Source organism: Helicobacter pylori (genome assembly GCF_014497725.1).
Taxonomy (GTDB): Bacteria; Campylobacterota; Campylobacteria; order Campylobacterales; family Helicobacteraceae; genus Helicobacter; species Helicobacter pylori_DE.
In genome coordinates this window covers 47922-70336 of sequence record NZ_JACTGF010000008.1, presented here as the reverse complement: position 1 = coordinate 70336, position 22415 = coordinate 47922, and the positions used below count along the sequence as shown (strand labels likewise).

General features: G+C 39.5%; 15 protein-coding genes and 2 pseudogenes. 14 read left to right on the top strand and 3 right to left on the bottom strand.

Annotated features, from left to right (window positions below; translation table 11 throughout):
• The 3 genes and pseudogenes from H7N69_RS06480 to H7N69_RS06470 all read right to left on the bottom strand — a co-directional run.
• A pseudogene (locus H7N69_RS06480) lies at positions 1–395 on the bottom strand (glycosyltransferase family 10 domain-containing protein); the annotation flags it as partial.
• A gap of 44 nt (positions 396–439) precedes the next feature.
• Entirely contained in the window at positions 440–1063 is a 624-nt protein-coding gene (gene serB, locus H7N69_RS06475; RefSeq protein WP_187885162.1) for a phosphoserine phosphatase SerB, read from the bottom strand.
• A gap of 14 nt (positions 1064–1077) precedes the next feature.
• Entirely contained in the window at positions 1078–1581 is a 504-nt protein-coding gene (locus tag H7N69_RS06470; RefSeq protein ID WP_000949202.1) for a ferritin, read from the bottom strand.
• A 301-nt stretch (positions 1582–1882) separates the two neighbouring features.
• On the opposite strand from H7N69_RS06470, the gene mqnE reads away from it, so the two are divergent.
• From mqnE to H7N69_RS06400, 14 genes and pseudogenes are all read left to right on the top strand, one after another.
• A complete protein-coding gene (mqnE, locus tag H7N69_RS06465; protein ID WP_187885161.1) occupies positions 1883–2965 on the top strand; it encodes an aminofutalosine synthase MqnE in 1083 nt (360 codons plus the stop codon).
• A gap of 37 nt (positions 2966–3002) precedes the next feature.
• Positions 3003–5798 carry an outer membrane protein assembly factor BamA gene (bamA, locus tag H7N69_RS06460; RefSeq protein WP_187885160.1) on the top strand — a complete coding sequence of 932 codons (2796 nt, stop codon included), beginning with the start codon at positions 3003–3005 and terminating at the stop codon, positions 5796–5798.
• Positions 5770–6861: a dehypoxanthine futalosine cyclase gene (locus tag H7N69_RS06455; protein WP_187885163.1), complete on the top strand. Its 1092-nt coding sequence runs from the start codon at positions 5770–5772 to the stop codon at positions 6859–6861. Before bamA ends, H7N69_RS06455 begins: the two co-directional genes overlap by 29 nt.
• Positions 6862–6863: 2 nt before the next feature.
• A complete protein-coding gene (locus H7N69_RS06450) occupies positions 6864–8165 on the top strand; it encodes a M16 family metallopeptidase (protein WP_187885159.1) in 1302 nt (433 codons plus the stop codon).
• Positions 8165–9589: an Asp-tRNA(Asn)/Glu-tRNA(Gln) amidotransferase subunit GatB gene (gene gatB / locus H7N69_RS06445; RefSeq protein WP_187885158.1), complete on the top strand. Its 1425-nt coding sequence runs from the start codon at positions 8165–8167 to the stop codon at positions 9587–9589. Before H7N69_RS06450 ends, gatB begins: the two co-directional genes overlap by 1 nt.
• Positions 9589–10833: a SurA N-terminal domain-containing protein gene (locus tag H7N69_RS06440; protein WP_165558918.1), complete on the top strand. Its 1245-nt coding sequence runs from the start codon at positions 9589–9591 to the stop codon at positions 10831–10833. The genes gatB and H7N69_RS06440 overlap by 1 nt, the downstream gene beginning before the upstream one ends.
• Positions 10834–10843: 10 nt before the next feature.
• Positions 10844–11851 carry a tetratricopeptide repeat protein gene (locus tag H7N69_RS06435; protein ID WP_187885157.1) on the top strand — a complete coding sequence of 336 codons (1008 nt, stop codon included), beginning with the start codon at positions 10844–10846 and terminating at the stop codon, positions 11849–11851.
• Position 11852: 1 nt separating this feature from the next.
• Entirely contained in the window at positions 11853–12284 is a 432-nt protein-coding gene (gene rnhA, locus H7N69_RS06430; RefSeq protein WP_187885156.1) for a ribonuclease HI, read from the top strand.
• Between the two features lie 10 nt (positions 12285–12294).
• On the top strand, positions 12295–13014 hold the full coding sequence (gene rnc / locus H7N69_RS06425) for a ribonuclease III (protein WP_187885155.1): 720 nt from the start codon (positions 12295–12297) through the stop codon (positions 13012–13014).
• Complete coding sequence (aroC, locus tag H7N69_RS06420; RefSeq protein ID WP_187885154.1) at positions 13011–14108, top strand: chorismate synthase; 1098 nt, start codon at positions 13011–13013, stop codon at positions 14106–14108. Before rnc ends, aroC begins: the two co-directional genes overlap by 4 nt.
• A 36-nt stretch (positions 14109–14144) precedes the next feature.
• Positions 14145–14660: a DUF2603 domain-containing protein gene (locus H7N69_RS06415; RefSeq protein ID WP_000413463.1), complete on the top strand. Its 516-nt coding sequence runs from the start codon at positions 14145–14147 to the stop codon at positions 14658–14660.
• Positions 14660–16033 (top strand): oxygen-independent coproporphyrinogen III oxidase, encoded by a 1374-nt coding sequence (hemN, locus tag H7N69_RS06410; protein WP_187885153.1) that lies wholly within the window; start codon positions 14660–14662, stop codon positions 16031–16033. Before H7N69_RS06415 ends, hemN begins: the two co-directional genes overlap by 1 nt.
• Complete coding sequence (locus tag H7N69_RS06405) at positions 16030–17331, top strand: (Fe-S)-binding protein (protein WP_187885152.1); 1302 nt, start codon at positions 16030–16032, stop codon at positions 17329–17331. The genes hemN and H7N69_RS06405 overlap by 4 nt, the downstream gene beginning before the upstream one ends.
• A 75-nt stretch (positions 17332–17406) precedes the next feature.
• A pseudogene (locus H7N69_RS06400) lies at positions 17407–22232 on the top strand (type ISP restriction/modification enzyme).
• Positions 22233–22415: the final 183 nt, after the last annotated feature.

Genomic DNA, 22415 nt, shown 5'->3' with positions numbered 1-22415 from the left:
TGGTGTAGTCTATCATAATATAAAGGCATTCTCAAATAACGATTGTTAAAGTCCAATTCATCAAAGCCTATGGCGTAATCAAAGAGGTTGAAGTTAGGCACTTCATTTTCACCAGTGTAAAACACTCTTTTTGCGTTTTGATAGGATAGGATTTTTCTGGCTGATCCAAGGGGGTTACCAAAGACGATGTCTGTATGTTTATCAGGGTTTTGGTGGAGGGTGATTGTGTAGCGTTGGCTTAAAATGAAATGTAAAATAAATTTTTTTCTAAACCCTTTGCTTTCTCTTTTATCCAAAGGCCACCAATTGGCTAGGGCTATATTTAATGGGGGCTTATAATCGGTTTCATCTAAACGGGTGCTGTCTATATAAGCGTCTAATAGGGGTTGGAACATGGTTATCCTTATGATTTAAAGGAGTATTTTACAAAAAAAATTTTTTAAATCAAAGGCTTGATTAGGGCTAAATTGGGTCCATCAATGCAATGCGTGGCGTGCTGTTTTAAAACCTCTTTAGCATTGAAAGCGATTTTGATATGGGCATGTTTGAACATGCTCAAGTCATTCGCCCCATCGCCCACGACTAAAGTGCGATCTTTACTGATGTTCAATAAGCGTTGCAAGGCGAGTAGCATTTCGCCCTTAGAGTGTGAAAACATCATATGCCCGGTAACCAAGCCGTTTAAGGCGTTATTTTCCACTACCAGCGTGTTACTGAAAGCCGCATCTAAATGCAATAAATCCCTATAATGATTGGTCGCTAGATCAAAGCCCCCGCTGAAGCAAACCACCTTGTAATTTTTCTCTTTTAAGGCGCTAATGAGTTCAAACGCCCCATCAAACAAAGGCAGACTTTCACAAACTTCTTTGGCTAGTTTTAAGGGCATGTTTTTGAGTTTAGACACCCTTGAAATAAGACTTTTATGAAAATCTGTCTCGCCATTCATGGCTTTCAAAGTGATTGTTTTCACTTCATCAAACACCCCCCACGCCCTCGCTAAAGACTCAATCGTCTCAGCATTGACTAGCGTGGAGTCAAAATCAAAAACGGCTAGTTTTTGCACCCAATACCCTAAAATTAAGATTTCCTGCTTTTAGCGATCCCTTTGACATACTGATCAGCCAAATACAAGCCATGGTTTTCATTACCAATCAACTCAATTTTATCCAAAATATCCTTGAAAAGCACTTCTTCTTCATGCTGTTCAGACACATACCATTGCAAGAAATTGAAAGTCGCATGATCTTTGCCTTTTATGGCGTGATCAACGATATTATTAATAGACTCGCTGATGTGTTGCTCATGTTCATAGGCTTTTTGGAAAATTTGAGTCAAACCTTCAAACTTATGCTCAGGCGCGCTGATGCTAGTCAATTGCACAGGCACATTGTTTTCATTCAAGAAAACGATAAGCTTTTTGGCATGCTCGTATTCTTCAGCCGCATGATCAAACAAGAAAAGCCCCGCGCCATCTAAGCTATGGGTATAGCACCAAGAACTCATGCTCATATACAAGTTGGAAGAGTTCATTTCCTTATTCACTTGTTCGTTTAGCAACTTAATGATGTCTTTTGATAACATAGTATCTCCTTTGTGTTGGTTTAAGTTGTCCCATAATTATAGCATAAATGATAATGAAAAAGTAAACAAGAGTATGAAAATTTTCAAAAACTTGCAAAAAATGAGAAAGAACGCTAGCTAATGGCTTGATAAAGCTTAGATTTTATCATAAAAGTGCTTTTAATGAGAATTAGGTCAAAAAAAGGGGGCTAGTATCAATAGGGGGGGATTAAAAGGGATATTTTTATATAATATATAAAAAGCATTCTTCAATCTAAAAATGCTACAATGTTTATCTTTAATAATGAAAGGGCAATTAATAATGGATTTTTTAGAAAAAGTATTAGACAATCAAATTACTGAAAGTAAAGAATTAGTGAAGCTTTATGATTATGATTTATACACGCTAGGGGAAGCAGCGGATCGCATGCGCCAAAACATGCACCAAAAAATCGTGTATTTTAATGTCAATAGGCATTTAAACCCTAGCAATATTTGCGCAGACGCTTGCAAGTTTTGCGCCTTTTCAGCCCACAGAAAAAACCCTAACCCCTATGAAATGAGCTTAGAAGAAATCCTAGAAAAGGTTAAAAATTCCTACAACAAGGGGATTAAAGAAGTCCATATCGTGAGTGCTCATAACCCTAATTACTCTTATGAGTGGTATTTAAAAGTGTTTGAAACCATCAAACAAGAAATGCCTAACTTGCACTTAAAGGCCATGACCGCTGCAGAAGTGCATTTTTTAAGCGTTAAATTCAACAAACCTTTTGAATTGGTGTTAGAAGACATGCTCAAAGCTGGGGTGGATTCCATGCCTGGCGGGGGAGCAGAGATTTTTGATGAAGAAGTTAGGCGTAAAATCTGTAGTGGTAAGGTGGGATCTTCTCGGTGGTTAGAAATCCATGCTTATTGGCACAAATTAGGCAAAATGAGTAACGCTACCATGCTTTTTGGGCATATTGAAGATAAAATCCATCGCATCGATCACATGCTGAGAATCAAAAAAACTCAAAGCCCTAAAAATAAAGTGGAAAATAAAGAAGGGGGCTTTAACGCATTCATTCCCTTGCTATATCAAAAAGAAAACAATTATTTGAAAGTGGAAAAATCCCCTAGCGCGATAGAAATCTTAAAAACCATCGCCATATCCCGCATTCTTTTAAACAATATCCCCCACATTAAAGCTTATTGGGCGACTTTGGGCTTGAATTTGGCTTTAGTGGCTCAAGAATTTGGCGCTAACGATTTAGACGGCACGATAGAAATAGAGAGCATTCAAAGCGCGGCAGGCGCGAAGAGCCGGCATGGTTTGGAAAAAGAAGATTTGGTATTTAAAATCAAGGACGCTGGTTTTGTTGCGGTAGAAAGGGATAGTTTGTATAATTTTATACAAAAATTTTAATAATTTTTAGCGTTTTTAAGAATGATTAGTTATAATAATGCTACTAACAACACTCAAGCTAAAATCTATTAAGGAAATCAGTATTAAAAAATTTATTCTATCTTCTCTTGTTTTCGCATGTATCAATACCAGCGTTGAAGCTTTAGAAAATGACGGCTCTAAACCAAACGATTTGGCTCCGCCAAAAGAAGCCTCTCAAGAATCTCAAAAAAATGAGGCTCCAAAAAATGAAGTTCAAAGAAATGAAGCTCAAAACGAAACCTCTCAATCAAGTCAAACGCCTAAAGAAATGAAAGTCAAGTCCGTTTCTTATATTGGGCTTTCTTACATGTCTGACATGCTCGCTAATGAAATTGTAAAGATTCGTGTGGGCGATATTGTGGATTCTAAAAAAATAGACACCGCTGTTTTGGCTTTGTTTAATCAAGGGTATTTTAAAGATGTTTATGCCACTTTTGAAGGCGGCATATTAGAGTTTCATTTTGATGAAAAAGCCAGAATTGCCGGGGTAGAAATCAAGGGTTATGGGACTGAAAAGGAAAAAGACGGCTTAAAATCCCAAATGGGGATCAAAAAGGGCGACACCTTTGATGAGCAAAAATTAGAGCATGCTAAAACGGCTTTAAAAACCGCTTTAGAGGGGCAGGGCTATTATGGGAGCGTGGTGGAGGTGCGTACCCAAAAGGTCAGTGAGGGTGCGTTATTAATCGTGTTTGATGTGAATAGGGGGGATAGCATTTATATCAAACAATCCATTTATGAGGGAAGCGATAAATTAAAACGCCGTGTGATTGAATCTTTGAGCGCGAACAAGCAACGAGATTTCATGGGCTGGATGTGGGGCTTGAATGACGGAAAATTGCGCTTAGATCAATTAGAATACGATTCTTTGCGTATCCAAGATGTGTATATGCGTAGGGGTTATTTGGACGCTCATATTTCTTCGCCTTTTTTGAAAACGGATTTTTCTACCCATGACGCTAAGCTCCATTATAAAGTCAAAGAGGGGATCCAATACAGGATTTCAGACATTTTAATAGAGATTGACAACCCGGTAGTCCCCCTAAAAACCTTAGAAAAAGCCCTTAAAGTGAAAAGAAAAGATGTCTTTAATATTGAGCATTTAAGAGCGGATGCGCAAATTTTAAAAACCGAAATCGCTGATAAGGGTTATGCGTTTGCGGTGGTGAAGCCAGACTTGGATAAAGATGAAAAAAACGGGCTTGTGAAAGTCATTTATCGTATTGAAGTGGGCGATATGGTGTATATCAATGATGTCATCATTTCAGGGAACCAGCGCACGAGCGATAGGATCATTAGGAGGGAATTGTTACTAGGGCCTAAAGATAAATACAACTTGACCAAACTGAGAAATTCTGAAAATTCTTTAAGGCGTTTAGGGTTTTTCTCTAAAGTTAAAATTGAAGAAAAAAGGGTGAATAGCTCGCTTATGGATTTGTTAGTGAGCGTAGAAGAAGGGCGCACCGGGCAGTTGCAATTTGGGTTAGGTTATGGCTCTTATGGAGGGCTTATGCTTAATGGGAGCGTGAGCGAAAGGAATCTTTTTGGCACAGGGCAAAGCATGAGCTTGTATGCTAACATCGCTACAGGGGGGGGTAGATCTTATCCAGGCATGCCAAAAGGGGCGGGGCGTATGTTTGCCGGGAATTTAAGCTTGACTAATCCAAGGATTTTTGACAGCTGGTATAGCTCTACGATCAATCTTTATGCGGATTATAGGATAAGCTACCAATACATCCAACAAGGCGGAGGCTTTGGGGTGAATGTTGGGCGCATGTTGGGTAATAGAACCCATGTGAGCTTAGGGTATAACTTGAATGTTACCAAACTCCTTGGTTTCAGCAGCCCTTTATACAACCGCTATTATTCCTCTGTGAATGAAGTAGTCTCTCCAAGGCAATGTTCCACACCCGCATCGGTGATTATCAATCGCTTATCAGGCGGTAGAACTCCATTGGTCCCTGAAAGTTGTTCTAATCCTGGAGCGATCACCACTTCACCAGAAATAAAAGGTATTTGGGATAGGGATTATCATACACCTATTACCAGCTCTTTCACTCTTGATGTGAGCTATGACAATACCGATGATTATTATTTCCCTAGAAATGGGGTTATCTTTAGCTCTTATGCGACGATGTCTGGTTTGCCAAGCTCTGGCACGCTCAATTCGTGGAACGGGTTAGGCGGGAATGTCCGTAACACTAAAGTCTATGGTAAATTCGCCGCTTACCACCATTTGCAAAAATATTTATTGATAGATTTGATCGCTCGCTTTAAAACGCAAGGGGGCTATATCTTTAGGTATAACACCGATGATTACTTGCCCTTAAACTCCACCTTCTACATGGGGGGCGTAACCACAGTGAGAGGCTTTAGAAACGGCTCAGTTACGCCTAAAGATGAGTTTGGCTTGTGGCTTGGAGGCGATGGGATTTTCACCGCTTCTACTGAGTTGAGCTATGGGGTGTTAAAAGCGGCTAAAATGCGTTTAGCGTGGTTTTTTGACTTTGGTTTCTTAACCTTTAAAACCCCAACTAGGGGGAGTTTCTTCTATAACGCTCCTCTCACAACAGCGAATTTTAAAGATTATGGCGTGATAGGGGCTGGGTTTGAAAGAGCGACTTGGAGGGCTTCTACAGGCTTACAGATTGAATGGATTTCGCCCATGGGGCCTTTGGTGTTGATTTTCCCTATAGCGTTTTTCAACCAATGGGGCGATGGCAATGGCAAAAAATGTAAAGGGCTGTGCTTCAACCCTAACATGGACGATTACACGCAACATTTTGAATTTTCTATGGGAACAAGGTTTTAAAATGCGCATTAACAAAGAAGAAATTTTAGACTTAATGAAAAACGCGCCCTTGAAAGAATTAGGGCAAAGGGCCTTGAGAGTAAAGCAACGCTTGCACCCTGAAAACCTGACGACTTTTATTGTGGATAGGAATATCAATTACACCAATATTTGTTTTGTGGATTGCAAGTTTTGCGCGTTCAAACGCACCTTAAAAGAAAAAGACGCCTATGTGTTGAGCTATGAAGAAATTGATCAAAAGATTGAAGAATTGCTCGCTATTGGCGGCACGCAGATCCTTTTTCAAGGGGGGGTGCACCCGCAGCTCAAAATAGACTATTATGAAAATTTAGTCAGCCATATCGCCCAAAAATTCCCCACCATTACCATTCATGGTTTTAGCGCGGTTGAGATTGATTACATTTCTAAAATCTCTAAATTGTCTTTAAAAGAAGTTTTAGAAAGGTTGAAAAACGCCGGTTTAAGCTCCATTCCAGGAGCGGGAGCAGAAATATTAAGCGATAGGGTGCGCGATGTCATTGCTCCTAAAAAATTGAGCAGTGATCGGTGGATTGAAGTGCATAGAATGGCACACCTTTGCGGGATTAAAAGCACGGCTACCATGATGTTTGGGAGCGTGGATAATGAAGAAGATGTAATAGAGCATTTACAAAGGGTGCGCGATCTGCAAGATGAAACCGGCGGCTTTAGGGCTTTTATTTTATGGAGTTTTCAGCCCAACAACACCCCTTTAAAAGAAGAAATCCCTAGCATTAAAAAGGCGAGTTCCAATCGGTATTTACGCTATTTGGCATGCAGTAGGATTTTTTTAGATAACGTTCAAAACATCCAAAGCTCATGGGTTACTCAAGGCTCTATGATAGGGCAGTTAGCCTTATTGTTTGGAGCGAATGATTTAGGGAGCGTGATGATGGAAGAAAATGTAGTGAAAGCGGCCGGGACGAGTTTTTGCATGAATGAAGCGGAAATGATAGAGCTTATTGAAGACATTGGGAGCGTGGCGGCTAAGCGAAACACCGCTTATGAAATCTTAAAACGATACTCTGTTAGAACAAAGGCATGAGAATGAAAAAAATTTTAATCACTTTATTATTAGGAGTTTTTATGGGGTTACAAGCGAGCGCTTTGACACACCAAGAAATCAATCAAGCTAAAGTCCCTGTGATTTATGAAGAAAACCATTTGTTGCCTATGGGGTTTATCCATTTAGCCTTTAGGGGGGGTGGGAGCTTAAGCGATAAAAACCAGTTGGGTTTGGCGAAATTATTCGCGCAAGTTTTAAACGAAGGCACTAAAGAGCTTGGCGCGGTGGGGTTTGCACAACTTTTAGAGCAAAAAGCGATCAGTTTGAATGTGGATACCAGCGCAGAAGATTTGCAAATCACTTTAGAATTTTTAAAAGAATACGAAGATGAAGCCATCATGCGCTTAAAAGAGCTTTTAAAATCCCCTAATTTCACGCAAAACGCTTTAGAAAAAGTCAAAACCCAAATGTTGGCCGCGCTTTTACAAAAAGAAAGCGATTTTGATTATTTGGCTAAACTGACTTTAAAACAAGAACTTTTTGCTAACACCCCTTTAGCTAACGCAGCTTTAGGCACTAAAGAGAGTCTCCAAAAAATCAAGCTAGAGGATTTGAAACAGCAATTTTCTAAGGTCTTTGAACTCAATAAGCTCGTGGTGGTGCTTGGGGGCGATTTGAAAATCGATCAAACCCTTAAGCGTTTGAATAACGCTCTTAATTTCTTGCCGCAAGGTAAAGCGTATGAAGAGCCTTATTTTGAAACGAGCGATAAAAAAAGCGAAAAAGTCCTCTATAAAGACACTGAGCAGGCTTTCGTGTATTTTGGTGCGCCCTTTAAAATCAAGGATTTAAAACAGGATTTAGCGAAATCTAAAGTCATGATGTTTGTGCTTGGGGGAGGGTTTGGCTCTCGTTTGATGGAAAAAATCAGGGTTCAAGAGGGCTTGGCTTATAGCGTGTATATCCGCTCTAATTTTTCTAAAGTGGCGCATTTTGCTAGCGGGTATTTGCAAACCAAGCTCAGCACTCAAGCTAAAAGCGTTGTCTTAGTTAAAAAAATCGTTAAGGAATTTATAGAAAAAGGCATGACGCAACAAGAATTAGACGACGCTAAAAAGTTTTTACTAGGCTCTGAGCCTTTAAGGAATGAAACGATCTCTAGCCGCTTGAACACCACTTACAATTATTTTTATTTAGGTTTGCCTTTAAATTTCAACCAAACGCTACTCAATCAAATCCAAAAAATGAGTTTGAAAGAAATCAATGATTTCATTAAAGCGCACACCGAAATCAACGACTTAACTTTTGCCATTGTGAGCAATAAAAAGAGTAAGGACAAATAATGCCATTTGAAGCTGTAATCGGGCTAGAAGTCCATGTCCAACTCAACACCAAAACCAAAATCTTTTGCTCTTGTTCTACAAGCTTTGGAGAAACCCCCAATTCTAACACTTGCCCTGTGTGTTTGGGTTTACCGGGAGCTTTACCGGTATTGAATAAAGAAGTGGTTAAAAAAGCCATCCAATTAGGCACAGCCATTGAAGCCAATATCAACCAGCATTCCATTTTTGCGAGGAAAAATTATTTTTACCCTGATTTGCCTAAGGCTTATCAAATCTCGCAGTTTGAAGTCCCCATTGTGAGCGATGGGAAATTAGAGATTGACACCAAAGAGGGCGTAAAAATCGTGCGTATTGAAAGAGCCCACATGGAAGAAGACGCCGGTAAAAATATCCATGAGGGCAGCTATTCTTTGGTGGATTTGAACCGCGCTTGCACCCCTTTATTAGAAATTGTCAGCAAGCCGGACATGAAAAATAGTGAAGAAGCCATAGCGTATTTGAAAAAGCTCCGTGCTATCGTGCGTTTTATAGGGATTTCTGATGCGAACATGCAAGAGGGGAATTTCAGGTGCGATGCGAACGTATCCATTAGACCCAAAGGCGATGAAAAGCTTTACACGAGGGTGGAGATTAAAAACCTAAACAGCTTTAGATTCATCGCTAAAGCGATTGAATACGAAATAGAGCGCCAAAGCGCGGCGTGGGAAAGTGGGCGTTATAATGAAGAGGTGGTTCAAGAAACGCGCCTTTTTGACACCGCCAAAGGGATCACCCTTTCTATGCGCAATAAAGAAGAGTCAGCGGATTACCGCTATTTTAAAGATCCGGATTTGTATCCTGTTTTTATTGATGAAAAACTTTTAAAAGAATCTCAAAAGATCAATGAATTGCCTAGCGCGAAAAAAACCCGCTACATGAAAGATTTTAACCTTAAAGAAGACGATGCGAATTTATTGGTGAGTGATCCTTTATTGGCGGAGTATTTTGAAAGCATGCTTAATCTTGGGGTTAAGGCTAAAACGAGCGTAACATGGCTTTGCGTGGAATTATTAGGGCGCTTGAAAGCCGAAACCACTTTAGAAAATTGCGGAGTTAGCGCTCATGCGCTAGGCGCTTTAGCCAAACGCATTGATGATGGCAAGATTTCAGGCAAGAGCGCTAAAGATGTATTAGACAAGCTTTTAGAAGAGCAAGGGGGCGATGTGGATGCGCTCATTGAACAAATGGGCTTATCTCAAGTCAATGACACAGAAGCGATTGTTAAAGTCGTAGAAGAAGTGTTAAAAAACAACGCCGACAAGGTGCTTGAATATAAAAGCGGTAAGGACAAGCTTTTTGGGTTTTTTGTAGGGCAAGCGATGAAAAATTTAAAAGGGGCTAATCCTAGCGTGGTGAATGCTATTTTGAAAGAGAAATTGGGTTGATGAGGAAAATTTTTTCTTATATTTCTAAGGTTCTATTGTTTATTGGGGTGGTTTATGCAGAGCCTGATTCTAAAGTAGAAGCCTTAGAAGGGAGGAAGCAAGAGTCTTCTTTGGATAAAAAAATCCGCCAAGAATTGAAGAGTAAGGAATTAAAGAATAAGGATTTGAAGAATAAAGAAGAAAAGAAAAACACCGAAGAAAAGAAAACAACCAAAACCAGAGCAAAACCCAGAGCAGAAGTCCATCATGGGGATTCTAAAAATCCCACTCAAAAAATAACGCCTCCTAAAATCAAAGAGAGCGCTAAAGGCATGCAAAATCAAAGCATACAAAATAATACACCAAAACTTGAAGAAAAAGAGACAATCTCTCAAACTCTTGAAAAAAATAAAGGAGCAAGCCCTAGCTCTCAATTCAATTCCATTTTTGGTAATCCTAATAACGCTGCAGGAAACACCCTTGAAGATAAGGTCGTAGGGGGCATTTCTTTGCTTGTTAATGGCTCGCCTATCACGCTGTATCAAATCCAAGAAGAGCAAAAAAAATCTAAAGTGAGCAAAGCTCAAGCCAGGGATCGTTTGATCGCTGAGCGCATTAAAAACCAAGAAATTGAACGCTTAAAAATCCATGTAGATGACGACAAATTAGACCAAGAAATGGCGATGATGGCGCAACAACAAGGCATGGATTTAGACCATTTCAAACAAATGCTTATGGCTGAGGGGCATTATAAACTCTATAGAGATCAGCTTAAGGAGCATTTAGAAATGCAAGAATTGTTGCGTAATATCTTACTCACGAATGTGGATACCAGCTCTGAAACCAAAATGCGCGAATATTACAACAAACACAAGGAGCAATTCAGTATCCCCACAGAAATAGAAACCGTGCGCTACACTTCAACGAGTCAAGAAGATTTAGAAAGGGCTATGGCAGATCCTAATTTGGAAATTCCAGGGGTGAGTAAGGCCAATGAAAAAATAGAGATGAAAACCCTAAACCCTCAAATCGCTCAAGTCTTTATTTCGCATGAGCAAGGATCTTTCACGCCCGTTATGAATGGGGGTGGGGGGCAGTTCATCACTTTTTATATCAAAGAAAAAAAGGGTAAAAACGAAGTGAGCTTCAGTCAAGCCAAGCAATTTATCGCCCAGAAATTAGTGGAAGAATCTAAGGATAAGATTTTAGAAGAGCATTTTGAAAAATTGCGCGTTAAGTCTAGGATTGTGATGATTAGAGAGTGATTTTTAGATTGTGCAACATTTCAATTTCCTCTATAAAGATTCTTTATTTTCTATCGCTTTATTCACTTTCATTATCGCTCTTGTCATTCTATTAGAACAGGCTAGAGCGTATTTCACCCGAAAGAGAAACAAAAAATTTTTACAAAAATTCGCCCAAAATCAAAACGCCTATGCGAGCAGTGAGAATTTAAATGAGCTTTTAAAGCATGCTAAAATTTCTAGTTTGATGTTTTTAGCCAGGGCGTACTCTAAAGCTGACATAGAAATGAGTATTGAAATCTTAAAAGGGCTTTTGAATCGCCCCCTAAAAGATGAAGAAAAAATCGCTGTTTTAGATTTATTAGCTGAAAATTATTTTAGTGTGGGGTATTTGCAAAAAACAAAAGACACCGTGAAAGAAATTTTGCGCTTTTCCCCAAGGAATGTGGAAGCGTTGTTAAAACTTTTGCATGCGTATGAATTAGAAAAAGATTATTCAAAGGCTTTAGAGACTTTGGAATGTTTGGAAGAATTAGAAGTGGTTGAAATTGAAACGATTAAAAATTACCTTTATCTCATGCATTTAATAGAGAACAAAGAAGATGCGGCTAAAATCTTGCATGTTTCAAAGGCGTCGTTAGATTTGAAAAAAATCGCCCTGAATCACTTAAAATCGCATGATGAAAATCTTTTTTGGCAAGAAATTGATGCAACCGAACGGCTAGAAAATTTACTCGATCTTTTATGGGATATGAATATCCCTGCTTTTATTTTAGAAAAGCATGCCGTTTTGCAAGACATCGCGCGATCTCAAGGGCTGCTTTTGGACAACAAACCTTGCCAAATTTTTGAATTAGAGGTTTTACGCGCTCTATTAAATAGCCCTATGAAAGCGCGTCTGACTTTTGAATACCGCTGCAAGCATTGCAAACAAATCTTTCCTTTTGAAAGCCATAGGTGTCCTGTGTGTTACCAGTTAGCGTTTATGGATATGGTGCTTAAAATCTCTAAAGAAACGCATGCTGTGGGAGTGGATTAAGATGCAAGAAATTGAAATTTTTTGCGATGGCTCTTCTTTGGGCAATCCCGGGCCAGGCGGTTATGCGGCGATTTTACGCTATAAAGATAGAGAAAAAATTATCAGTGGGGGCGAAAATTTCACCACGAATAACCGCATGGAATTAAGAGCGCTCAATGAAGCGTTAAAAGTTTTGAAACGCCCATGCCATATCACGCTTTATAGCGATTCGCAATACGTGTGCCAAGCGATCAATGTGTGGCTAGTTAACTGGCAAAAAAAGAATTTTGCTAAAGTTAAAAATGTGGATTTATGGAAAGAATTTTTAAAAGTCTCTAAAGGGCATTCTATTGTGGCTGTTTGGATCAAGGGGCATAACGGGCATGCCGAGAATGAACGATGCGATAGCCTCGCTAAATTAGAAGCACAAAAACGAGTCAAAACGACCACTTAAAGGGAAAAAGATGAAAAACAAACGCTCTCAAAACAGCCCTTATACAACGCCTAACAACCCTTATCTAACGCTAGAAAAAGCTTTAGGGTATTCTTTTAAAGACAAGCGTTTATTGGAGCAAGCCTTAACGCATAAATCATGCAAGCTCGCTTTAAACAATGAGCGCTTGGAATTTTTGGGCGATGCGGTGTTGGGCTTGGTGATAGGGGAGTTGCTATACCATAAATTCTATCAATACGATGAGGGCAAACTCTCTAAATTAAGGGCTTCTATTGTGAGCGCGCATGGTTTTACTAAATTAGCGAAAGCGATTGCTTTACAAGATTGTTTGCGCGTTTCTTCTTCTGAAGAAATTTCTAAGGGGAGGGAAAAACCCTCTATTTTATCAAGCGCTTTTGAGGCTTTAATGGCTGGGGTGTATTTAGAAGCGGGGTTAGCTAAGGTGCGTAAGATCATACAAAATTTACTCAATCGCGCTTACAAGCGTTTGGATCTGGAGCATTTGTTCATGGACTATAAAACCGCTTTACAGGAATTGACCCAAGCGCAATTTTGCGTGATCCCCACTTACCAATTACTCCAAGAAAAAGGGCCAGACCATCATAAAGAATTTGAAATGGCTCTATACATTCAAGATAAAATGTATGCGACCGCTAAAGGCAAAAGCAAAAAAGAAGCCGAACAGCAATGCGCTTATCAAGCGCTTCAAAAACTTAAGGAAGCCAAATGAACACTTTGGGGCGTTTTTTAAGGCTCACGACCTTTGGGGAATCGCATGGGGATATGATAGGGGGGGTATTAGACGGCATGCCTAGCGGGATTAAAATAGACTATGCACTATTAGAAAATGAAATGAAGCGCCGCCAAGGGGGGAGGAATGTTTTCACCACGCCACGAAAAGAGAACGATAAGGTGGAAATAACAAGCGGGGTTTTTGAAGATTTTAGCACAGGGACGCCCATAGGGTTTTTAATCCACAACCAAAGGGCTAGGAGTAAGGATTACGATAACATTAAAAACCTTTTCAGGCCTAGCCATGCGGATTTCACTTATTTCCATAAATACGGCATCAGGGATTTTAGGGGTGGGGGGAGGAGTTCGGCCAGAGAGAGCGCTATAAGAGTGGCTGCTGGGGCGTTTGCTAAAATGCTTTTAAGAGAAATTGGTATTGTTTGTGAAAGCGGGATTATTAAAATTGGGGGCATTGAAGCCAAAAATTATGATTTTAATCACGCTTTAAAAAGCGAGATTTTTGCCCTAGACAAAGATCAAGAAGAAGCGCAAAAAACAGCCATTCAAAACGCTATCAAAAACCATGACAGCATTGGGGGTGTGGCTTTGATTAGAGCAAGGAGTGCAAAAACTAATCAAAAGCTCCCCATTGGCTTAGGTCAAGGGCTATACGCTAAATTGGACGCTAAAATCGCTGAAGCGATGATGGGGCTTAATGGGGTGAAAGCGGTTGAAATAGGCAAGGGGGTAGAAAGCTCTTTATTAAAAGGCTCAGAGTATAACGATTTAATAAATCAAAAAGGGTTTTTGAGCAATCATAGCGGAGGGGTTTTAGGGGGCATGAGCAATGGGGAAGAAATCATTGTTAGAGTGCATTTCAAACCCACGCCAAGCATTTTCCAACCTCAACAAACCATAGACATCAATAATAACGAATGCGAATGCTTGTTAAAGGGTAGGCATGATCCTTGCATTGCGATTAGAGGGAGTGTGGTGTGCGAGAGTTTGTTAGCGTTGGTGTTGGCTGATATGGTATTACTCAATTTGACTTCAAAAATAGAGTATTTAAAAACGATTTATAATGAGAATTAAACGAAATTGGATACAATCAGCTTAAAAAGGATATAAATGGAAAAATTACCTAAAAAACGAGTTTCTAAAACCAAATCACAAAAACTTATCCATAGCCTAACCACCCAAAAAAACAGAGCCTTTCTCAAAAAAATCAGCGCTAATGAAATGCTTTTAGAGTTAGAAAAAGGGGCGTTCAAAAAAAATGAAGCCTATTTTATTTCTGATGAAGAAGATAAAAATTACGTTTTAGTGCCGGACAATGTGATTTCTCTTTTGGCAGAAAACGCCAGAAAGGCTTTTGAAGCCAGGCTTAGGGCGGAATTAGAAAGGGATATTATCACCCAAGTGCCGATTGATTTTGAAGACGTGCGCGAAGTTTCCTTGCAATTATTGGAAAATTTACGCCAAAAAGACGGGAATTTGCCCAATATCAACACCTTAAACTTTGTCAAACAAATCAAAAAAGAACACCCTAATTTATTTTTTAATTTTGACAACATGTTCAAACAACCCCCTTTTAATGAGAATAATTTTGAAAATTTTGACAATAGCGATGAGGAAAATTTTTAATGCAAACCATTGATTTTGAAAAATTTTCACAATACTCCAAGCCCGGCCCACGATACACCAGCTACCCCACAGCGGTGGAGTTTAAAGAAAATTTTAATGAAGAGAGCTTGAAAACGGCGTTTTTTAACCATGACCATCTCAAAAACCCTATGCCTTTATCGCTTTATACGCATTTGCCCTTTTGCAGGAGCGCATGTTATTTTTGCGCTTGTTCAGTCATTTACACCAGCTTAGAAGAGAAAAAAACCCGTTATATCAGCTACCTTAAAAAAGAACTCGCTCTTTTAAAAAACGCCATGAATACCAACAGAGAAGTGGCGCAATTCCACTATGGAGGCGGCACGCCGACCTTTTTTTCGCCCATTCAATTAGATGAAATCACGCAAAGCATTCAAGAAGTTTTCCCTAATTTCAGTCAAGATGTTGAAATGAGTTGCGAGATTGATCCTAGGCATTTCACTAAAGAACACATGCAAACCTTGTTTGATAGGGGGTTTAACCGCTTGAGTTTTGGGGTGCAGGATTTTGATTTTGAAGTCCAAAAAGCCATTCACAGGATCCAGCCTTTTGAAATGGTTCAAGAATCGGTGAAACTCGCCAGAGATTACGGCATCAAATCCATTAATTTTGATTTGATTTATGGCTTGCCCAACCAGACTAAAGAAAGTTTTTTAAAAACTTTGGAATGGGTTTTGAAACTGGATCCGGACCGATTAGCGGTGTTTAATTACGCGCATGTGCCTTGGGTGAAAAAAGCGATGCGTAAAATTGATGAGACCTTATTGCCAAGCCCTAGAGACAAACTAGAGATTTTAGAATCCCTTATTAGTTTTTTAGAAAAAGCCAACTACCAAATGATAGGCATGGATCATTTCGCTAAAAGCGATAATGAGTTGTATCTAGCCCTTCAAAAAGCGGAGTTACGCCGTAATTTTCAAGGCTATACCACGAAGAAATTCACCCAAACCATTGGCATTGGCGTTACGAGCATTGGCGAAGGGGGCGATTATTACACGCAAAATTATAAGGATTTGCACCATTATGAAAAAGCCCTTGATTTGGGGCATTTACCGGTAGAAAGGGGTGTAGCGCTCAGCCAAGAAGATGCGTTGAGAAAAGAAGTGATCATGCAAATGATGAGCAATTTAAAATTGGATTACTCTAAGATTGAAGAAAAATTTTCTGTTGATTTTAAAGTGCATTTTAAAAAAGAATTAGAAAAATTAAAGCCTTATGAAGAAGCGGGCTTGCTTTCTTTCAATTCTAAAGGCTTTGAGATGACAAAAACAGGGGGCATGCTCGTAAGAAACATGGCTATGGAGTTTGACGCGTATTTGCGTGGGGGCGAAAAACATTTCAGTAAAACGCTATGAATGAAAATGTTAATGGAAATATCTTTGAAGAAGTAGGGGACGCTTGCGTTAAATGCGCTAAATGCGTGCCAGGTTGCACCATATACCGCATTCATAAAGACGAAACGACTTCGCCTAGAGGCTTTTTAGATTTGATGCGCCTAAACGCTCAAAACAAGCTCCAATTAGACACGAATTTAAAACACCTTTTAGAAACTTGCTTTTTATGCACCGCTTGCGTGGAAACTTGCCCCTTTCATTTGCCCATAGACACTTTAATAGAAAAAGCCAGAGAAAAAATCGCTCAAAAATACGGCATCGCTTGGTATAAAAAATCCTATTTTTCCCTTTTAAAAAACCGCAAAAAAATGGATAGGGTGTTTTCGGTGGCGCATTTTTTAGCCCCTTGTATCTTCAAGCAAGTGGGGGATAGTTTAGAGCCTAGGGCGGTGTTTAAAGGTTTGTTCAAACGCTTCAAAAAAAGCGCTCTGCCTCCCTTAAATCAAAAAAGTTTTTTACAAAAGCATGCAGAGGTTAAGCCTTTAGAAAACCCCATTCAAAAAGTGGCGATTTTTATAGGGTGCTTGAGCAATTACCATTACCAACAAGTGGGGGAAAGCTTGTTGTATATTTTAGAAAAACTCAACGTTCAAGCGATCATCCCTAAGCAAGAATGCTGCTCAGCGCCTGCGTATTTTACCGGCGATAAAGACACCACGCTTTTTTTAGTGAAAAAAAACATAGAATGGTTTGAAAGCTATTTAGATGAAGTGGATGCGATCATCGTGCCTGAAGCCACATGCGCTAGCATGCTTATTAATGATTATTACAAGGTGTTTTTAGGCGAAAAAGATAAGGATTTGTATGTGAAACGCTTGGAAAAAATCACGCCTAAAATCTATCTGGCGAGCGTGTTTTTAGAGAAACACACCTCTTTAAAAAATCTTTTAGAAAAAATCCCTAAGGGAAAAAAAGAGGTTATCACTTATCATAACCCTTGCCATGCTAAAAAAACCCTAAACGCTCATAAAGAAGTGCGAAATTTGCTCAATTCGCATTATGAAATTAAAGAAATGCCGGACAATTGCTGCGGTTTTGGGGGGATTACGATGCAAACCGAAAAGGCGGAGTTTTCTTTAAAAGTGGGGCTTCTTAGGGCTAAAGAAATCATAGACACCAAAGCTGCAATTTTAAGCGCAGAATGCGGAGCATGCCACATGCAACTTAACAACGCCTTAAAGTCTTTAGACGACCCTAACACCCCGCAATTTTTGCACCCTTTAGAACTCATCGCTAAAGCCTTAAAAAGCGCTGAATAAAAGCCTTTTTAACCCCACTTTCCAACATCTTTTTATATAATGTAGGACTTTATAACGCCACTATAAGGAATGAAAATGCAAGAAATCAGCGCCTATAAACTCATCAAAGAAAAACTGCATGCCATACCTAACCTTCGCCATAAAGGGAGCTTGTTTGAAAAAATTTCTAAGCAATTTTTACAAGAGCATGACAGCGCTAACGAATACGAGTCTATTGATCTTTGGTATGATTGGGAATTAAGGGGGAAGGAGCGCGATAAGGGGATTGATATAGTCATTCAAACGACTTCAAAAGAATACATCGCCGTGCAATGCAAATTCCATCAAAACAACATCTCGTATAACGACATTTCACCTTTTTTAACCCAATTGCTAAGCGGGGTAGGGGAGATCAAGTTTAAAAAAGGGATCATCATCTCCACTTCTAATTTAACCTCTGAAGCCCTTAAAGCAATTGAGCAAATCAGAAGCACAGGAATGGGGATTGATATTGATGAAATCACTGAAGAGGATTTCATTTATTCTCGCATTGATTGGGAAAAGTTTGATCCCACAAAAACCGAAGACGAAATCCCCTTATGCGATAAGAAAAGACCGCGCTCCCACCAAACAGAAGCGATAAACGCCACCAAAGAGTATTTTTCTAGCCCTAAAAACACCAGAGGCAAGCTCATTATGGCATGCGGGACAGGCAAAACCTACACTTCTTTAAAAATCATGGAAGCTTTAGATCCTAAGATCACGCTTTTTCTAGCACCCAGCATCGCTTTGCTTTCTCAAACTTTTAGAGAATACGCGCAAGAAAAAAGCGAGCCTTTTTACGCTTCTATCGTGTGCAGCGATGATAAAACCGGGCAAAGTAAGAATGAAGACAATGACGATATTAAATTTTCTGAGCTCCCTTTAAAGCCCTCCACCCGCCTAGAAGACATTTTAAGCGCTTATGAAAAAGCGCAAAAAGAAAACAAGCGCTTCATTATCTTTTCAACTTATCAAAGCGCGTTGCGTATCAAAGAGGCGCAAGAAGCGGGTTTGAATGGAATCGATCTCATCATTTGCGATGAAGCCCACAGAACGGTAGGGGCTATGTATTCCACGAATGAAAGGGACGATAAAAACGCTTTCACGCTTTGCCACAGCGATGAAAATATCAAAGCTAAAAAACGCCTTTACATGACCGCCACGCCTAAAGTGTATAGCGAAAGTTCCAAAGCTAAAGCCAAAGAGAGCGATAACGTTATCTATTCCATGGATGATGCGGATACTTTTGGTGAAGAAATCTATACGCTCAATTTTGAAAGAGCGATCGCTTTGGATCTTCTCACAGACTACAAAGTCATGATTTTAGCGGTGCGAAAAGAAAATTTAAGCGGCGTTACTAACAGCGTGAATAAAAAGATCAGCCAGCTCAAAGCCGAAGGCACTAAATTGGATAAAAAGCTCATCAATAACGAATTTGTTTGTAAGATTGTCGGCACTCATAAAGGGTTAGCCAAGCAGGATCTAATCGTTTTAGATGATGAAAACAAAGAAGATCACAACTTGCAAAACCAATACGACACCGCTCCTTCTCAAAGAGCCATAAACTTTTGTAAAAGCATTAACACGAGCAAGAACATTAAAGACTCCTTTGAAACGATTATGGAATGCTATGATGAAGAGCTGAAGAAAAAGAGTTTTAAAAACCTACAAATCAAAATCGATCACATTGATGGCACCATGAATTGTAAGGAGAGGCTTGGCAAATTAGAAGAACTCAATCAATTCCAACCCAACACTTGCAAGGTTTTAAGCAACGCCAGGTGTTTGAGCGAGGGGGTGGATGTCCCGGCACTAGATAGCATTGTCTTTTTTGATGGCAAAAGCGCTATGGTGGATATTATCCAAGCGGTGGGTAGGGTGATGCGCAAAGCCAAACGCAAGAAAAGAGGCTATATCATTTTGCCTATCGCTTTAGAAGAGAGTGAAATTAAAAACCTGGATGAAGCCGTCAATAACACCAATTTCAAAAACATTTGGAAAGTGATAAAAGCCTTAAGAAGCCATGACCCAAGCCTGGTTGATGAAGCCACTTTTAGAGAAAAAATCAAAGTCTTTGGAAGCGATGACAATAATGAAACCAATCAAAGCGATAAAGAGCCACAAAAAGATAAAACCAAGCAAGATCCCAAACAAGCCCAAAAAACCCTTTTTGACGCTATCTTATTGCAAGATCTAGCAAACGCTGTGTATAATGTCATGCCCACTAAATTAGGGGACAGGAATTATTGGGAAAATTTCACCAAAAAAACGGGAAATATCGCAAGGACCTTGAACAACCGCCTAAAAATGATTTTTGACAAAAACCCTGAATTTTTCCACGACTTTTTAAATTCCTTAAGGGAAAATATCCATCAAAACATCAAAGAAGATGAAGCCTTGGATATGATCACCTCTCACATCATCACTAAGCCCATTTTTGATGCGATTTTTGGGGACAATATCCAAAACCCTATCGCTAAAGCCTTGGATAAAATGGTTCAAAAGCTTGCCACTCTGGGCTTAGAAGGGGAAACCAAAGATCTTAAAAACCTCTATGAAAGCGTGAAAACCGAAGCAGCGCACGCCAAAAGCCAAAAAAGCCAGCAAGAACTCATTAAAAACCTCTACAACACTTTCTTTAAAGAAGCCTTTAGAAAGCAAAGCGAAAAACTAGGGATTGTTTATACGCCTATAGAGGTGGTGGATTTCATTTTAAGAGCCACTGATGGCATTTTGAAAAAGCATTTCAATACGGATTTTAACGATAAAAACATCACGATTTTTGATCCTTTCACCGGAACCGGGAGTTTTATCGCCCGTTTGCTTTCTAAAGAAAATAATCTCATTAGCGACGAAGCCTTAAAAGAGAAGTTTTTAAACCATTTATTCGCTTTTGACATCGTGCTTTTATCTTATTATATCGCTTTAATCAATATCACTCAAGCCGCGCAAAGTAGGGATGTGGCTCGTTAAAAAATTTCAAAAACATCGCGCTCACGGACAGCCTGGATATTTATGAGGAAAAAAACGATAAGGGGGTGTTGCCAATCTTTGAAGATTTGAAAGAAAACAAAAAAATCAAATCCACCATAGAAGAAAAAAACATTAGAGTCATCATAGGCAACCCGCCTTATTCAGCCGGCGCAAAATCTCAAAACGATAACAACCAAAACCTTTCACACCCTAAGCTTGAAAAATGGGTTTATGAAACTTACGGCAAAAATTCCACATCTGGAAATGTGGGGAAAACCATACGAGACACGCTCATTCAAAGTATACGCATGGCGAGCGATCTTCTTAAAGATAAGGGGGTGGTAGGCTTTGTGGTGAACGGGAGTTTTATTGACTCTAAAAGCGCGGACGGGTTTAGAAAATGCGTGGCCAAAGAATTTTCGCATCTTTATGCGCTGAATTTGAGAGGCAATCAGCGCACTTCAGGGGAAGTGTCAAAAAAAGAGGGAGGGAAAATCTTTGATAGCGGATCCAGAGCGACGGTAGCGATTGTCTTTTTTGTGAAAGATAAGAGTGTTCCTAATAATACGATTTTTTACTATGAAGTGGAAGATTACTTGAAAAGAGAAGCCAAACTCAACTTGCTCGCGGGTTTTGAAAATTTAGATTCGGTGCCTTTTAAGGAAATCACCCCGAATGACAAAGGCGATTGGATCAATCAAAGAGAAGACGGCTTTGACAAACTCATCCCTTTAAAAAGAGACAAAAAACTCCAAAACCCTAGCATTTTTGACATCAATTCTAGCGGTGTTGTGAGCGGGCGTGATCCTTGGGTGTATAACTTTTCTCCAAAAAATTTAATGCAATCGGTGCAAACATGCATTGACACTTATAACGCTGATTTGAAGCGCTTCAATGAGGTTTTTAGGGAAGCTTTCAAACAACGCATAAAAGAAGGCGTCAAATCAGACAAACTTTACAAGCAACTCAACGATTCAGAAATCACCACCGATAAAACGAAAATTTCTTGGACTCGCGCTTTGAAACAAGAATTTATCAAAAATAAAAATCTGCAAGAAAGCCATAAAGATCGCATAAGATTGGCCCTGTATCGCCCTTTTAACAAACAATGGCTTTATTTTGATAAAAATTTAAATGAAAAACAATCCCAATTGCCAAAAATTTTCCCGGATAAAGACGCTCAGAATGTAATGATCAATACCGGTGTGGGTAATGGTAAGAATTTTAGCGCTCTTGTAAGCGATTTTATTTCTGATGATAGTTTGATCTCACCCAACCAAGCTTACCCTTTGTATCATTACGATGATCTGGGGAACCGCTATAACGCTATCAGCGGCTATGCGCTCAACCTCTTCAGGAGGCATTATAAAGATAATGCTATTACTGAAGAAGAGATTTTTTACTACATTTATGCGGTTTTACACCATAAGGGCTATTTGGAAAAATACAAAAATTCCCTCGCCAAAGAAGCGCCACGCATCGCTTTGAGCGATGATTTTAAAGAACTCTCTACTCTTGGCAAGGAATTAGCCGAATTGCACTTAAACTATGAGAATGGGGAAATGCACACAAGCGTTAAACACACCACACTGATGAACGCCGGAATGGAAGGCTATTATGATGTGGAAAAAATGACCAAAAAAGGGGATCGCATCACATATAACCACCATATCACCATCACTCAAATCCCTGAAAAAGCTTTTAAATATGTGGTGAATGGCAAAAGCGCGATTGACTGGGTGATTGAACGCTATCAAAAGACTATGGATAAAGACAGCTTGATTGAAAACAACCCGAACGATTACGCCGGCGGCAAATACATTTTTGAACTCCTTTGTAAGGTCATCACACTTTCGGTAAAAAGCGTGGATTTGATAGAAAAGATCAGCGAGAAGAGGTTTGAGTAAATAACCAACAATATAAAGAGTTTATTGAGACATCAATAGACAATATTAGGAAAGCTCACAATGAAAACTATTTAAGCATATTCGCAGGAGCTGGAATAAGCGCTGAATCAAAATTGCCTAAATGGGGTGATTTGATCAATGAGCTTCAAAAGTGTCTTTATGGTGATACCAAAAAAAATGAGG

Coding starts and splice junctions, on each gene's coding strand:
- H7N69_RS06470 (WP_000949202.1), bottom strand. CDS start 1,581: ATGTTATCAAAAGACATCATTAAGTTGCTAAACGAACAAGTGAATAAG.
- mqnE (WP_187885161.1), top strand. CDS start 1,883: ATGGATTTTTTAGAAAAAGTATTAGACAATCAAATTACTGAAAGTAAA.
- bamA (WP_187885160.1), top strand. CDS start 3,003: ATGCTACTAACAACACTCAAGCTAAAATCTATTAAGGAAATCAGTATT.
- H7N69_RS06450 (WP_187885159.1), top strand. CDS start 6,864: ATGAAAAAAATTTTAATCACTTTATTATTAGGAGTTTTTATGGGGTTA.
- gatB (WP_187885158.1), top strand. CDS start 8,165: ATGCCATTTGAAGCTGTAATCGGGCTAGAAGTCCATGTCCAACTCAAC.
- H7N69_RS06440 (WP_165558918.1), top strand. CDS start 9,589: ATGAGGAAAATTTTTTCTTATATTTCTAAGGTTCTATTGTTTATTGGG.
- rnhA (WP_187885156.1), top strand. CDS start 11,853: ATGCAAGAAATTGAAATTTTTTGCGATGGCTCTTCTTTGGGCAATCCC.
- rnc (WP_187885155.1), top strand. CDS start 12,295: ATGAAAAACAAACGCTCTCAAAACAGCCCTTATACAACGCCTAACAAC.
- aroC (WP_187885154.1), top strand. CDS start 13,011: ATGAACACTTTGGGGCGTTTTTTAAGGCTCACGACCTTTGGGGAATCG.
- H7N69_RS06415 (WP_000413463.1), top strand. CDS start 14,145: ATGGAAAAATTACCTAAAAAACGAGTTTCTAAAACCAAATCACAAAAA.
- hemN (WP_187885153.1), top strand. CDS start 14,660: ATGCAAACCATTGATTTTGAAAAATTTTCACAATACTCCAAGCCCGGC.
- H7N69_RS06405 (WP_187885152.1), top strand. CDS start 16,030: ATGAATGAAAATGTTAATGGAAATATCTTTGAAGAAGTAGGGGACGCT.